At 58.2% G+C, this 13,953-nt stretch carries 10 protein-coding genes; 5 read left to right on the top strand and 5 right to left on the bottom strand.

Going from position 1 to position 13,953, the window contains the following annotated elements; all coding sequences use genetic code 11:
* Nucleotides 1–15: 15 nt before the first annotated feature.
* Entirely contained in the window at nucleotides 16–609 is a 594-nt protein-coding gene (locus FHT85_RS13155) for a TetR/AcrR family transcriptional regulator (RefSeq protein WP_162709828.1), read from the bottom strand.
* 133 nt (nucleotides 610–742) lie between these two features.
* Here FHT85_RS13155 and FHT85_RS13150 point away from each other — a divergent pair, with 133 nt between their 5' ends.
* The gene (locus tag FHT85_RS13150; RefSeq protein ID WP_112413140.1) at nucleotides 743–1,966 is read left to right on the top strand and encodes an MFS transporter; all 1,224 of its coding nucleotides are present in this window, start codon (nucleotides 743–745) and stop codon (nucleotides 1,964–1,966) included.
* 79 nt (nucleotides 1,967–2,045) lie between these two features.
* On the opposite strand, the gene FHT85_RS13145 is transcribed toward FHT85_RS13150, so the two are convergent.
* The 3 genes from FHT85_RS13145 to FHT85_RS13135 all read right to left on the bottom strand — a co-directional run bounded on the left by FHT85_RS13145 (nucleotide 2,046) and on the right by FHT85_RS13135 (nucleotide 5,321).
* Nucleotides 2,046–2,687 carry a Pr6Pr family membrane protein gene (locus tag FHT85_RS13145; RefSeq protein ID WP_246779972.1) on the bottom strand — a complete coding sequence of 214 codons (642 nt, stop codon included), beginning with the start codon at nucleotides 2,685–2,687 and terminating at the stop codon, nucleotides 2,046–2,048.
* Between the two features lie 327 nt (nucleotides 2,688–3,014).
* Nucleotides 3,015–4,643, bottom strand: a complete 1,629-nt coding sequence (locus FHT85_RS13140) for a thiamine pyrophosphate-binding protein (protein WP_112413141.1) — start codon at nucleotides 4,641–4,643, stop codon at nucleotides 3,015–3,017.
* Between the two features lie 351 nt (nucleotides 4,644–4,994).
* Nucleotides 4,995–5,321: a hypothetical protein gene (locus FHT85_RS13135; RefSeq protein ID WP_246779971.1), complete on the bottom strand. Its 327-nt coding sequence runs from the start codon at nucleotides 5,319–5,321 to the stop codon at nucleotides 4,995–4,997.
* Between the two features lie 318 nt (nucleotides 5,322–5,639).
* Here FHT85_RS13135 and FHT85_RS13130 point away from each other — a divergent pair, with 318 nt between their 5' ends.
* The 4 genes from FHT85_RS13130 to FHT85_RS13115 all read left to right on the top strand — a co-directional run bounded on the left by FHT85_RS13130 (nucleotide 5,640) and on the right by FHT85_RS13115 (nucleotide 12,535).
* Nucleotides 5,640–7,124, top strand: coding sequence for a nucleobase:cation symporter-2 family protein (locus FHT85_RS13130; protein ID WP_112338214.1), 1,485 nt, complete (start codon nucleotides 5,640–5,642; stop codon nucleotides 7,122–7,124).
* Between the two features lie 622 nt (nucleotides 7,125–7,746).
* Nucleotides 7,747–8,796, top strand: a complete 1,050-nt coding sequence (locus FHT85_RS13125; RefSeq protein WP_183774130.1) for a porin — start codon at nucleotides 7,747–7,749, stop codon at nucleotides 8,794–8,796.
* A gap of 548 nt (nucleotides 8,797–9,344) precedes the next feature.
* Nucleotides 9,345–11,441 (top strand): carboxy terminal-processing peptidase, encoded by a 2,097-nt coding sequence (locus FHT85_RS13120; protein ID WP_112399893.1) that lies wholly within the window; start codon nucleotides 9,345–9,347, stop codon nucleotides 11,439–11,441.
* Nucleotides 11,442–11,950: 509 nt separating this feature from the next.
* On the top strand, nucleotides 11,951–12,535 hold the full coding sequence (locus tag FHT85_RS13115; protein ID WP_112399894.1) for an IMPACT family protein: 585 nt from the start codon (nucleotides 11,951–11,953) through the stop codon (nucleotides 12,533–12,535).
* Between the two features lie 68 nt (nucleotides 12,536–12,603).
* Here FHT85_RS13115 and FHT85_RS13110 read toward each other — a convergent pair whose 3' ends face one another.
* Nucleotides 12,604–13,821: an MFS transporter gene (locus tag FHT85_RS13110; RefSeq protein WP_246779970.1), complete on the bottom strand. Its 1,218-nt coding sequence runs from the start codon at nucleotides 13,819–13,821 to the stop codon at nucleotides 12,604–12,606.
* Between the last annotated feature and the right edge of the window lie 132 nt (nucleotides 13,822–13,953).

Here is a 13,953-nt window from a genome sequence, read left to right as displayed (position 1 = left end):
ACGTCACTTCGCAAATCAGCCCTTCTCGACCCGCAATCCTTCGAGAAAGGTGCGAAATGCGCCGACCGCCCGTTTCGAGGTCATCTCTGGATCGTCCGAATTGGCGATCCATTGCGCGGCGCAGCTGCTTGCCGCATTGATCAGGCGAGCGCCCGCTTCCGGGTCAATATCGACGATGATACCGTCTTCGTGAAGACAGCGAAGGCTTTCTGTAATCGTGGCGATGCAGCCGTTGGCGCTCGGCCATCCGGAGGGTTCGCCGAGCACGGCCGGACCGTCACGAAACATGATGCGCTGAATTTCCGGCTCCAGCGCCATCTCGACGTAACCGACATTCTCGTCGACGAACGCCTGCCAGCGCGACGGTGCTTGAGATGAGATCTGACAGAGCCTTGCGGTCATTTCGGCATCGATCTCGTTGATCACGGCCTGCAGCAGTCCCTTCTTGTCGCCGAAGTGGTGATAGAGAGCCCCTCGCGTCAGCCCCGCCGCCGCTGTAAAATCATCCATCGATGCCTCGGCATAGCCGACGCTGCCGAATGCTTTACGGGCGGCGGTCAGCAGCTTGGCTCGCGTTTCGGCAATCATTTCACTGCGAGGTTTGCGCATTGCGTCTCCGTCGGCTCTCTGCATTCACTTGCATACGCTGCGTATATTAGTTGACATACGCGACGTATGCAATTATCCATTGACATACGCCGCGTATGCGTACGCAATCTCGTTCAATTCGGGGAATGTTCCGATGTCCAATCCATATAGAGAGATTTTCCGAGCGCCCGGGGCCAAGGGCTTTTCAGCCGCCGCCTTCTTCGCACGTCTTCCGCTTGCCATGGCGCCGATCGGCATCGTTGCCATGCTGTCGCAGACGCGTGGCGAATATTGGCTGGCCGGCGCGGTTTCGGCCACCTTCGCTCTGACAAATGCTTTCGTCTCGCCGCAGATATCGCGCCTCGTCGACCGGCTCGGTCAAAGTGCCGTTGTCGTGCCGAGCACCATCGTTTCGGTCCTCTCCTTCATCATTCTGGTCGTCGCGGCAAATCAGGGCTGGCCCGCCTGGACACTGTTCGCATCGGCCTTTTTCGCGGCTGTCATGCCGAGCATACCTGCCCTGGTACGCGCGCGCTGGACGGAAATCTTTCGAGACCGGCCCGAGTTGAACACGGCCTTCGCATTCGAATCGGCAGCCGATGAGCTCGTCTACATCACCGGCGCATCCTTTTCCGTTGGACTTGCCGTCTCACTGTTCCCGGAAGCCGGGATGATCGCCAGCACCATCTTCCTCGCGATCGGATCAGCAGCCTTCCTGATGCAGCGATCGACGGAGCCCAAGGTTCGTGCAATCGATGCCGAAGCGCCGCAGCACTCGGCGATCTGGCAGCGGCCGGTCCAGATCATCACGCTCGCGCTGATCTTCGTCGGAGCCACCTTCGCTACGGCGGAAGTCAGTGCCGTGGCCATCACCAAGCAGCTCGGCGAACCGAGTGCCGCAAGCATCGTCATTGGTGTGTATGCGCTCGGCTCCTTCATCGTCGGCCTCATCATCGGAGCGCTGAACCTCAAAATGCCGCTGCAACGTCAGCTGCTGGTGGCCGCCACCGTCCTTGCCATCACCTCCCTGCCGCTTCTTGTAGCCAGCAGCTCGGTCGCACTGCTCGCTTTTGCCGTTTTCCTCAGCGGCGTCGCCATTTCACCGACCTTCATCACTGCCTTCGGATTGATCGAACGCCGCGTACCGGAGGCCATGCTGACGGAAGGAGTGACCTGGGTCATGACCGGCATCGGTATCGGCATGGCACTCGGCGCCTTCGTCTCCGGCTGGGTGGTGGATAGTTTCGGCCCCGCCAACGGCTTCTGGGTTTCAATCGCGGCAACCATCGCAGCCGTCATCGTCATAGCGCTCGGCCAGGCAAGCCTTTCCGGCACCCGGGCACCCAGCTCCGCCGCCGCTACACAGCTGGCCGAATAAGGAGACAGGAGAGCCGCCTGCAGCGGCATATTGCTCCGTGACAAATGTGCCCCGGAACACATTTGCCTATTCCCGCAACCTATGCGCGCCGAAAGACCCGTTGCCAGGTGCTGACCCAGTCGAGAAAAGTCAGCACCCCTCCCAAAATCAGAAAGGCTGCTGCCAGCAGCCCCATGTTCTGCAGGACGGCTTCAAGGCCGATATCGCGAACGTCCAGGAACGGGTATGGGTAGAAGTGAGAGATATATCCATGCGCAAGCGTATAAGCCGAATAGGCTGCGGGAAAAGCCAGCCACCAGAGCACATCGCGCCAGGAAAGCCTGCCGCGTTCACTCAGAAAAATCCAATCCAGGGCATACAGCACCGGAACACAATAATGAAGTATCTGGTCTCCGAGCAGTTGCCAGCCGCGAGGGTGCCAAACGTCCCTTAGCATCAAAACATAAACGATGCCCGCAATCCCGACGTAAATGAGAACAGCGCTTCGGATCGACGGCTTGCTCGCCCATCGGCCAATCGACGAGCGCGGCGCGATTTGCGCGCAAAGCAGTATCGCGGCGAGGAGAAGATTGGACTGAATGGTGAAATAGCTGAAAAAATTCAACGTCATGGTCAGTCGCGAAACATGCACGCCCGGTATGATAGCAAAATATGAGATCGCGATACCCGACAAAGCAAGCAGGGCAAGCAGATAGCGATAGAGGCGAATCAAGCCTGCCATGATCCCCCGCCCGCTGAATTGGCGCCAGAGCGGAGGCTGAGGGAATTCAACATCGACTCGCTCGATTTCATCGAAATTCTATAGCTCATTGAGGACAAGGCGCGCCTTGAAACTTCCGCCAATCCGCCGCCTTCCGCGGCAAGATCGACGGTATTGGAGACATATACCGTCTCGCAGAAGACTATTCGATTGCGGCAAATCAAAAGCAAGCATCGAACGGCCGAAGAAATCCTTCGGCCATGAGGTGACGACAGCTCTTGGCCAAGTCGATGTCGACATGTTGAGCCCTGAAAGCGGTTTTGCCTCTCGTGCCCTCGCAGGAGATCGTCAGATGCGCATGCGCGGCACGTCATTGGGATCGAGGCGCAGCTCGATCAGCACCGGGCGATTGCGATTCCGGATGGCGCCCAGGGCGCTTTCAAGCTCGTCGGCCGAGCTGACCGCAATACCGTGGCCGCCGAGCGCGGTCGCGACCTCGGCAAATGAGGGCCAGTTGAACAGAGTGAGGCCGGGGTCCATCTTCCGATCGCGAAACTGGATATGTTCGGCACCATAGGCGGAATCATTGCAGACGATGACGATCAGGTCCTGCCCAAGACGCACGGCCGTATTGAACTCGTTGACGCCGCTCATCATGAAACCGCCATCCCCGGTGAAAAGCACCACCGGTCGATCCGGCGCAGCAACGCTTGCGCCGATTGCTTCCTGCAACCCAAGGCCGATCGAGCCGAAATTTGCCGTCACCACGAAGCTCCTCGGGTCGCTGACGGAAATCCGGCACCAGACCTCGGTCATGAAACGCCCGCCGTCTGTCACAAGCACCCTGTTCTTCGGCAGAGCTTTTTCCAGCTCTTCGAGCGCCCAGATGTAATTCACATATCCCGTATTCGTCGTGCCGCGCTGATCGGATGGGTGGGTGGTGAGCGAGGCAATATCCAATTCGTGCGTGAAGCCGCTCGGCGGAATCTCCGCCTCGTCCAGCCAATGAACGAAATTGTCTGCCGTCAATCCTGCATCGGCTACCAGGGCTGCATCCGGATGAATGTTCTTGCCGATGGCGCGCGCATCCATATCGATCTGGACGATGCGCTTGCCCTTCAGGAGCTTGCCCCGGTCGGTGGTGAAGTCATGCAACCCCGCTCCGAAACAGATCAGGCAATCCGTCCTGGCAATCAGGTCATAGGCGGCGGGCGTGCTGAGCGTGCCGAAAATGTCCATATTATAGGGATGACCGCCGAAGAGCCCCTTTGCTTTCAAGGTCGTCGCAAGCGGAGCCTCCAGCCGATCCGCCAGCCGGATCAGCTGATCGCGCGCACCACAAGCCCCGCTCCCTGCGAGGATGAGCGGACGCTTTGCCGAAGCGATCATGCCGATGGCCCTGTCCAGCGCGTCACCCTCGGGCACATATCCGGGAGCATCAAAGACTTCGAAGACAGCCCGCTCGTGAGGCTGTTCGCACCACATGAAATCGGCCGGCATGTTCAAGACGATCGGACGCCGCTCGACCCGGGCACGGTAGAAAGCGCGGGCAACGTCCCGGGTTGCAGTTTCCGGTGAGCGCATCTGCTCGAAGCCGGCGCCGGTGGCCTTGACGACCTCGCGCTGGTCGATGCTTTGCAGATGGTGCGGGTTGACGACCGGCGTGTCGCCCGCCAGGAGCACCATGGGGATGGAACCGCGGGCGCCTTCAGTGAGTGCGGTGACGCAATTGGTCAAAGCCGGACCGTGAGTCACGCTCGCCACGCCCACCCTGCCCGCGACGTGAGCATAGGCAAGCGCCATCAGAACCGAACTACCCTCATGCGCTGCCGGCACGAAGCGGCCGCCGCATCCGCGCACATAATGGTCGATAATAAAGAGATTGGCATCTCCCATGAGACCGAACATCGTGCCGACATCGTGATCGCGAACCGCACGCGCAATCGACTGGTACACATAGATCGCATTGTCGGTCATTTTTGTACTTTCCCTCCCGCAGCCCGGCAGATCATTGATGCTCAGAATATCAGCAAGGCCATGCAAGAGGTGCGCGATTTGGAGATTAAAATCTTCTTTCTGCGCACGATAATCACTGCTTCGTCAACTAATGTGCACGATATATGCGGAGATGGATATGATGTTTCAACATGCCCCTTTTCAGGCTGATGGTGCGGTGTCATCTCAACCCTTTTTGAAGTGAAGCGGGCACGGAGATGCCACTGTTGAAGTGCAGGCAACCCGTGCGGGCTGGCCAAGAGCCCAGGCATCCACACAACGGATGGGCTCGTTTGCAACATTCATCATTGGCCTGGAAGGAATCTACTTCTATCAGGGATGATGATGCTCGCCAGCAAATGTCTGCTTGGCGTCGTCGAGCTTGTTGTAACCTGCCTGTATGATATCAATATCGCACGCGTGACCGATACCGGCCAATTTGTAGAGCACATCGCCGACGGCTATATCCACGCGTGGCTTACTCGTCGAATAGACTTTCTCAACCATCGGCTGGATAGCGTCTTCGGTGCCACCGGCCGCAAAATAAAGCTCCAGAGCTCTGTGCAGAAATGCATCCCTGCGATCATTCAAATCCATTAGAGACCCATCGCTCACAGTCGAAGCCAGCAGCTTGACTGCCTTATTTTGGTATTCACTCATACAATCCATCCAAATCTTCTGAATGATATTCGAATCGCAACTCTGCTATAGGCTCTGCACATACAGTCTTTCCCGAGACTGTATTGGTTCGGAAGATGCATAAGTCCTGCGACAATGCGTGCCGACATCAGTTTTCGCCCTATCTCAGTTGGACAAAGACCGGGCATTTTTTAAACGGCCGCCGGCGGAGAGCGGTATCTGCCTACGAAACCGGGCGCGGCCTGCCGATAAGGTGTTTCGCATTTTTCTATAAAGTCTTGTGACGGCGCACGCCGTAACGTGCAGCTCTCGTTTGGAGGAAACGAGAAACGCAAAGGTATGGAGGAGATTACCTTGGCAGCAGCAGAGGAAAATACCGCGCGCCTACCCCCCGAAGATGAAAAACTCAGCATCGGCGCCAACCTGGCCTATGGCCTTCAGCATGTTCTGACGATGTATGGCGGCATCGTCGCCGTTCCGTTGATCATCGGTCAGGCATCGGGCCTGACGCCGGCCGACGTCGGCCTGCTCGTGACCGCATCGCTGTTTGCCGGCGGTCTTGCGACCATCCTGCAGACAATCGGGATACCGTTTTTCGGCAGCCGCCTTCCCCTCGTACAGGGCGTATCCTTTTCCGGCGTCGCGACGATGATTGCCATTACCGGGCATGGTGGCATACAGGCCGTTCTCGGCGCGGTCATTGCAGCATCCTTCATCGGGCTCCTCATCACGCCGGTCTTTTCACGCGTCACGCGCTTCTTTCCGCCGATCGTCACCGGCATCGTCATCACGACTATCGGCCTCACCCTTATGCCGGTCGCAGCGGGCTGGGCCATGGGCGGCAACAGGAATGCACCGGATTTCGGCAGCCAGGCCAATGTCCTGCTCGCCGCCGCGACACTCATGATCGTGCTGCTGCTCAGCAAGCTGGGGAGTGCTGCCATATCAAGGCTCTCGATCCTGATCGCCATCATCATCGGCACGGGGATCGCCTATGCAGCCGGCATTGCCGACTTCTCCCGAGTAATGAACGGGCCATTTGTTGCTTTGCCGCAGATCTTCCATTTCGGCTATCCTGTGTTTGATGTGGCCGCGATCGTCTCGATGTGCATCGTCATCATGGTGACGCTGGTCGAAACCTCGGCGGATATTCTCGCTGTCGGCGAGATCGTCGGCACCAAGGTCGATGCGCGCCGGCTCGGCGACGGCTTGCGCGCCGATATGCTGTCCAGCATCCTCGCCCCGGTCGTCGGCTCCTTCACGCAGAGCGCCTTTGCCCAGAATGTCGGCCTTGTGGCCGTGACCGGCATCAAGAGCCGATTTGTCGTGGCGACCGGTGGCCTTTTTCTTGTCGCTCTCGGCTTGCTGCCGATCGTCGGCCGCATCGTCGCCGCCGTTCCGAGCTCCGTACTCGGCGGGGCGGGGCTCGTCCTCTTCGGGACGGTCGCGGCAAGCGGTATCCGCACACTCGCCAAGGTCGACTATGAAAACAACATGAATCTCATCATCGTGGCGACCTCAATCGGCTTCGGCATGATCCCGATCGCCTCACCGGGCTTCTACGAGCACTTTCCGGCATGGGTCATCACCATCTTCCACTCCGGTATCAGCTCGGCGGCGCTGATGGCGATCATGCTGAACCTCCTATTCAACCACCTGACGACCGGAAATTCGGATCAGCAATCGGTCTTCGTTGCGGGAACGGAACGTCTGATCCGCTATCAGGACATTGCCGGACTGCATGACGGCGATTATTTCCTGAACGGTAAGCTTTACGACGCCAATGGCACGGAAGTTCCATTGGTCCCCGCGGAAGCCCATTAAACCACAGAGGGACCTGCTTCGGCGGCTTCAAAGCATTCTGCACGGCTGAGAACCTTGTGGGCCGGACGGTCCCACAATCGCGCCGGTCTCGCAATCCAGCCATTTGACCGGGGACATCGGCTGCTGAAGTATGCCCGAGTTCGCAAGTGGCCTGCGGCCAAGTTCGGCTTCAGGCGCACTGCCGAGCGGCACTTTCGCCTCTCCACCCGCAGATCTCCGATCCTTCTGCAATCCCTCTAACTGACTTGAGTGAGATCGCATCAGGATTCGCCCTACAAGCACACCTCGGCAATTATTGTATAGTTTGTATTCTTTACTTATTACTTTTACAAAATTTCGATTAATAACATACATCTTGTACGTTTATTACGTATAGATTTCTAATATACTTCATATACATACTAAGATCGTGTGATTTTATGGTGTATTTTTGCATCTTTGACGAATTTATGACGGTAATTACTTTATCACTCCGAATTATTCTATTCCGATGCGTCAAAAGCACCGCTAGCGTGCCGATACGAAAGTCTTTCGGGCTTTCGGTTAGAGGGAACGCCTAATTGATGAACGTGGTGGAAAACCTCCGGCTACGTTCCGATCCGGCAAATCGATTGGAGAAAAAATGAATATCAAGAGCCTTCTTCTCGGCTCCGCTGCTGCGCTCGCAGCAGTATCCGGTGCTCACGCGGCTGACGCAATCGTCGCTGCTGAGCCCGAGCCGCTGGAATACGTTCGCATCTGCGACGCATACGGTGCTGGTTACTTCTTCATCCCGGGCACGGAAACCTGCCTCAAGATCGGCGGTAAGGTTCGTACCGAAGGCAAGTGGTACGACGCCTACAGCCCAGACACTCACTTTGGCACTCTCTGGCACACGCGTGCTGAGCTGCAGCTGCAGACGGCAACCGACACCGAATACGGCCCGCTGAAGACCAACACCGAGCTGCGTTGGGACTGGAATGACGGCGGCGCTACGGCTACCAACCTGCTGCACGCCAGCATCAGCCTCGGCGGCTTCACCGTTGGTAAGGAAGACTCGCAGTTCAACGTCTTCACCGGCTACGCCGGCGACGTCATCAACGACGACGTGATCGCTGATGGCCCGTACGAATTGAACCAGATCACCTACAACTACGACGCCGGCAACGGCTTCACGGCTGTGATCTCGGTTGAAGACTCGAACTCCGGTAAGGGCGCAACTGGCGCAAACGGCGAAGACAGCACGAACCACTACATCCCTGATGTTGTTGCCGGTGCTGGTTACAAGGCTGGCGGATGGTCCTTCAAGGTGGTTGGCGGTTACGACTCGATCGTCGAAGAAGGCGCCATCAAGGCCCGTGTCGATGCCGACTTCGGCGTATTCGACGCCTTCTTGATGGGCGGCTGGAACACCGACGGCAAGAAGCTCAACAAGTATGCGCCTGGCGATTCGATCGGCCAGAGCTGGGGCGACTGGGCTGTCTGGGGCGGCGTTGGCGTACCGGTCAACGAAAAGCTGAAGTGGAACCTGCAGCTCGCCTACACCGACAACAAGACCTTCTCGGCAACCACGAACGTCAAGTGGAAGCCGGTCAAGAACCTGCTCATCGAGCCGGAAGTCACCTACACCAACTGGGACTCCATCAACAAGGACCAGTGGGCTGGCATCCTCCGCTTCGAGCGCAGCTTCTGATCTGATCTGAACTAGACCTCCGATCAGAGACGGAAGAAGACCTGGTTTCCCTCCGGGTCTTCTTCCACAATTCGTTAAAGCCGTACCGGCTGCCATATCCAATCCGCATGATACGCGCCTCCCCGCTATGCGAGAGGAAGCGCACGCGTTACCGACGCGAAACTTTTCGGCCTGGTGGCCTGCGCCTACTGCGATGAAGGCGCGCCAGGAAATAACATTGCTTTCGCTCACCTCTCCGTTGCCGCACATTGCCCGCCGCGAGACCCAAGAAAGCTCCTCTGCCCTCAAAATCCGAGGACGATATCCCCGATGCACCTCGGCATGGCCAAGAAACGTTTCGCGCAGCATCTTCTACGGCATTCCAAGGTCGAATCCGGTAGGACCAGCTTCGTATTCGCGGCTGTGTAGACCGTCTTCGCACTCGCGTAACACAAATGTTTCGAGAATCTTTCCCGAAGGAAAGCATCTGTCCGGTTGCCAAAAAACCATAATTGTTCCACCTAGATTATAGATTGAACATTTAACATTGAGAATCGGGCCAAGACTTGATGCGTACGAAATATGGTTTCTTCTGCCTGTTCCTGGCATTTGCGTCATCGGCATATGCTCTGGAAGCCGGTTCACCGCCAGTTTTGACACCGCTGCCGCAGCAGGCGCAGGCCGCTCATTTGACGGCGCAATTTCTGCAGCGCTTCCACTACAAGCCCGTTCCGCTCGACGACGTTCTCTCCGCCCGGATCATGAATCGCTTCATCAAGTCCCTCGATCCGGATCGTGTCATCTTCCTGCAGAGCGATATCGACAAGTTCATGGCGGGCAGCACCAAGATCGATGACGCCATCAATCAGGAAGACTTAAACATCCCGTTTTCCATCTTCAACGTCTATGAGCAGCGCGTCGTCGATCGCATGACCTATGCGCGCAGCCTCCTCAATCAGAAGCTGGATTTCACCGCCAAGGAAGACTACGCGCTTGCGCGTGACAAGGAGCCTTGGCCACAAACCGAAGCTGAAAGCGATGATCTCTGGCGCAAACGCGTCAAGAACGACTGGCTGCGCCTGAAGCTGGCGGGCAAGGATGATGCCGCCATTCGCGATACGCTCGACAAACGCTACGAAAACTCGCTGGAGCGCGCCTATAAATACAAAAACGACGATGTCTTCCAGACGTTCATGGACGCCTATACGACGTCTGTCGATCCGCATACCGACTATTTCGGCGCGACCGCCTCGGCGGAATTCGATATTTCGATGAAACTTTCCCTGGTCGGTATCGGCGCGGTGCTACAGGAAAGGGACGACTATACGACGATCCGCGAACTGGTTGCCGGCGGCCCGGCGCAATTGTCCGGCAAGCTTGCGGTCGGTGACCGCATCATCGGTGTCGGTCAAGGCGAGAACGGCCCGATCAAGGAAGTCGTCGGCACGCGGCTCGATGAAATCGTGCAGATGATACGCGGCGCCAAGGGTTCGGTCGTGCGCCTCGACATTTTGCCTTCTGATGCCGGGCCGGACGGCAAGCATCACGTCATCAGTCTCGTCCGTGACAAGATCAGCCTCGACAAACAGGCCGCCAAGCAGACGATCCTATCCGTGAAGGACGGCAATACGACGCGCAGGATCGGCGTGATCACTCTGCCGGCTTTCTATGAGGATTTCGAAGCCCGGCGCAAGGGCGATAAGGATTACCGCAGCGCCAGCCGCGATGTCGCCAAGCTTCTCGGCGAATTGAAGCAGGAGAAGGTCGACGGCGTCCTGATCGACCTGCGTAATAATGGCGGCGGCTCGCTGTCGGAAGCGATCGACCTGACGGGGCTCTTCGTCGGCAAGGGTCCTGTCGTCCAGCAGCGCGATGCAGGCGGCGAAGTGGAGGTCGAAAGCGATGATCTTGCCGCCCCGGCCTGGACCGGCCCGGTCGGCGTGCTGATCAATCGCGGCTCGGCATCGGCCTCCGAGATCTTCGCCGCAGCGATCCAGGATTACGGGCGCGGCGTGATCATCGGCGAACCGAGCTTCGGCAAGGGCACGGTGCAAACCGTGGTCAATCTCGATCAGGTGGCCCACAATCAGAAACCGAAATTCGGCGAGCTGAAACTGACCGTCGCTCAATTCTTCCGCATCAACGGCGGTACGACGCAGTTGCGCGGCGTGACGCCGGATATCAGCCTGCCCGGAATTTCGGACCTCAAGACCTTCGGCGAATCCAGCTACGACAACGCGCTGCCTTGGACACAGGTGAAGCCTGCGAACTACAAGCCCTGGGGTGACCTCCAGGCGCTGCTGCCGCAGCTGCAAAGCCGCCATGACGCGCGAGTGAAAGACGATCCGGAATATAAGCGCTTCGTGGAAGACCTCACCACGCTGAAGGAGCAGCGCGACAAGAAGGTCATCTCTCTCAACGAAGCCGAACGTCGCAACGAGCTGACCGCCCAGGCAAACCGCATCAAGGCGCGCGGGCAGGCGAATGATGGCATCGATACCGGCGAGGATGATGGCCTGCAGGCCAATGAGCGCAGCTTGAGCGCCGATATCGCCATCGAGAAGGCCCGCAAGAACGCAAAGGATATCCTGCAGAACGAGGCGGCCTCCATCGTTGCCGATGAGGCTGACCTCCAGGCCGGCATGTCCAGGGCCGCGGCAAAGTAGTCGCAGAGTTCCATCGTGCCTCTCACGGCCGAGGAATCGACGTCGCCGACGTAACGTCGACCGCCTCGCCGGCTGCGGATGCATGAGACTTGCGGCTAAAGCAAAATGCCAAAAAGTGTGGATGGCTTTCGGGCGACCTCCCGTTCTATCGCCTTGATTTCAAGGCGAATTCGGATTTTAGATCGAAGACCATGAGATCATGGAGCTTCAGAGCCTCAGCTACGTTTCAGCTAGCCGTTGTACACTGTGTGCGTGCGAATACTTGCGCCCCCAACAAAGTTTCGCACGAGGCGCCGATAAGGCTCTCTGCTCTGCCTCATGCAAATGAGGCAGAGCTTTCCCTGCCTGGATCATGCTCAACGAGCTTCGGCTACGCCATCGAAGGCCTTGGATACTTTCCACGGCTATGCTCATCCAATTCATTTTATCTCACCGCGCGCCACCGCATGTCTTTTCGGGCGGCGGCAGCTGCCTCTTCGCAGCGTGCACGAAATTGGCTAAGAGGCCATATGTTTGAGCTTGTTTCGATCGCCACCGCCAATCAGGAAGTCAAACGAAGCCGGTTCGTTGCGACGGCAGCTCCGATCGCCGATACCGAGGCGGCAAAGGCGTTTGTCGCGCAGCACTCTGTCACAGATGCCAATCACAATTGCTGGGCCTGGCGTATCGGACAGACCTATCGCTTCAGCGATGATGGCGAGCCGAGCGGCACGGCCGGCAAGCCGATCCTCCAGGCTATCGACGGCTTCGAATTGGATATGGTCGCCGTAGTCGTAACACGCTGGTTCGGCGGCACTCTTTTGGGTGCAGGCGGACTGATCCGCGCCTATGGCGGCACTGCCGCGCAATGTCTGCAATGCGCGGAAAAAAGAGAAATACTGCCGACCATCGCGGCAACGATCGATGTGCAGTTTTCGCACCTCGCTCTCGTAAAAGCGAAACTTCATAGCGAGGCCGGCGTGCAGGTTCTGGAAGAGCGTTTCACCGAATCCGGAGCCCTGCTCAGCGTGACCATAGCCGCGTCGCTCGCCGAACAGGTTTTTGACACTATTCGGGATCTCACGAGCGGCCGCGCCACGGTAAAACTCGATTGATCGGAGCGCTCAGGGTATGCCCAAAGGATGATGCTTTCCTGGCCCCGCAATAGGGTGGAGATAGGCAATCAATCACCTGAGAACACAACGCCCTGAGGTCGCCCCGGTGTGGAAGCGGCAACCCGCACCACTCCATGAAACCCGACCCAAAGCGCAATCGACCCGAGCGCGAAGCTGCCGAGGATCATGAACATCGTGCTGTAACCAATCTCCTGCGCCAGCCAGCCGCCGATCGCCGGGCTCAGGGATGCGCCGACCCCTTGCATGGTCATGACGACGCCCTGGCCGACATTGATACGGCCGGTTCCGTTCAGGATGCGGGCGACGAGCGTCGGCACGGCAACGCTTTGCAAGCCCGCGCCGATACCATCGAGAACCTGAACGGGATAGACCCCCCAGGACGTAATCAGATGCGCCGCCACGAAGCCGCGGATCGGCAAGGAGGCGAACGAGACCAGCAGCACGAGCCATTGTCCTCTCCTTTCCGCCATATGCATCGCGATTAGAGAAGTGATGATCATCGTGCCCTGCGCCACCACCACCGTCAGCGCAACGAAGCCCGCGGGATCGGCCTGACCGGCGGAGACGACAGCCAGCCCGAACAACGGCAACATCGCGCCGTTGCCAAGATGAAATAATGCAAGCGCACCGGCCAGGATGAGCAGCGGCTTCGATTCGGCAAGCACCTTGAAGCCGCTCGGTTTTCGGTGCCTGGCAGGCTCCCCCTCTCCCGGCGGACCAACGATGGCAAGGGTCGCGCCGCGCGCTTCGTCATCGTCGATCGCATCGGCTGGGATCATCAACACGGAAATGATAGTCAGCACGCCGAAGACAGCGGACAACCAGAACACGGCCGTAAGCCCGAACATCCAGCCGAGCCATCCCGACAGTCCGGCGCCGACTAGGTTGCCGGCATGATTGAATGCCTGATTGTAGCCATTCTGCCGATTGAAGCCCGCCTGCCGGACAATGCCGAGAGTAATGCCATTAAGCGCTGGCCCGATCGCGGCGCCGGCAATAGCGGTCGCAACCTGCGACAGCGCCACGACCCAGAAGAGCTGCGACACCAATATGATCATCGAGGCAAGGACCGTGCAGATGCCAAGCACGATCACGCATGTGCGCTTATGCGTGGTCTCATCGATGAAGGCTCCGGCGGGGGCCATCATCACCATCCCCGCAATCCCGCCGATCGTCATGACGGAGCCGATCGAACCGCTTTGCCAGCCATGAGCGACGAGGAAAACGCCGAGGAAGGGTCCGATGCCCGCCTGAACATCGGCCATGAAGAAATTCAGAAATCCAAGGGGGACGAGAGCTCGGGCTTGGTGGTGGTCGTTGGGGGATGAGCGCGACAAGTGACAACCACATGGTTTCTGAAATCGTCCAATGAAAAGCGCTGGACGGCAAAAGGTTCC

This window comes from Rhizobium sp. BK312 (assembly GCF_014193605.1).
Classification (GTDB): domain Bacteria; phylum Pseudomonadota; class Alphaproteobacteria; order Rhizobiales; family Rhizobiaceae; genus Rhizobium.
Note: the sequence above shows the minus strand (reverse complement) of the source record. Positions and strands in the feature narration are given on the sequence as shown.